Origin of the sequence: Gluconacetobacter tumulicola (assembly GCF_014174215.1) — a bacterium.
Taxonomy (GTDB): domain Bacteria; phylum Pseudomonadota; class Alphaproteobacteria; order Acetobacterales; family Acetobacteraceae; genus Gluconacetobacter; species Gluconacetobacter tumulicola.
The window spans coordinates 1-518 of the sequence record NZ_JABEQL010000089.1 but is presented as its reverse complement, the minus strand read 5'-3'; the positions used below and the strand labels follow the sequence as shown (position 1 = coordinate 518).

1 protein-coding gene is annotated in these 518 nt (G+C 61.0%); it reads left to right on the top strand.

The annotated features are described in order from the left end of the window. On the top strand, nt 1-517 hold a 517-nt coding region (locus tag HLH29_RS19385), incomplete at its 5' end, for an IS5 family transposase (protein ID WP_182968996.1). Nucleotide 518 lies beyond the last annotated feature (1 nt).

Here is a 518-nt window from a genome sequence, read left to right as displayed (position 1 = left end):
GGACGGGCGAGACGCCACGCCTTCGGTGGGCATTATCGATAGCCAATCGGTTAAAACCGCTGAAAACGGCGGCCCTCGCGGTTATGACGCGGGCAAGAAGATCAAGGGACGCAAGCGGCATATCGCGACCGACACGCTGGGTCATGTCGTGGCGGCTGTCGTGCATCCCGCCGACGTTCAGGATCGTGACGGCGCGCCGCTGGTCGCGACCAGGATACGCTCATTGTTCCCCTGGCTTCGCCATCTGATCGGTGACGGAGGGTATGCCGGCGAGAAGTTGCGTAGTGCGCTGGCTGAACTCGGCCGATGGACGATCGAGATCGTCAAGCGTAGCGATCGGGCCGAAGGCTTCGTCGTCCTGCCCAAACGCTGGATCGTGGAGCGCAGCTTTGCATGGCTCAGGCGCTGCCGCCGCCTCACGAAGGATGTCGAGGCAACAATCTCGTCATCCCACGCCTGGTTGATGATCGCCCATATCCGCAGAGTTCTGCGGAAAATTAATCAGACCGCTTTCTGAT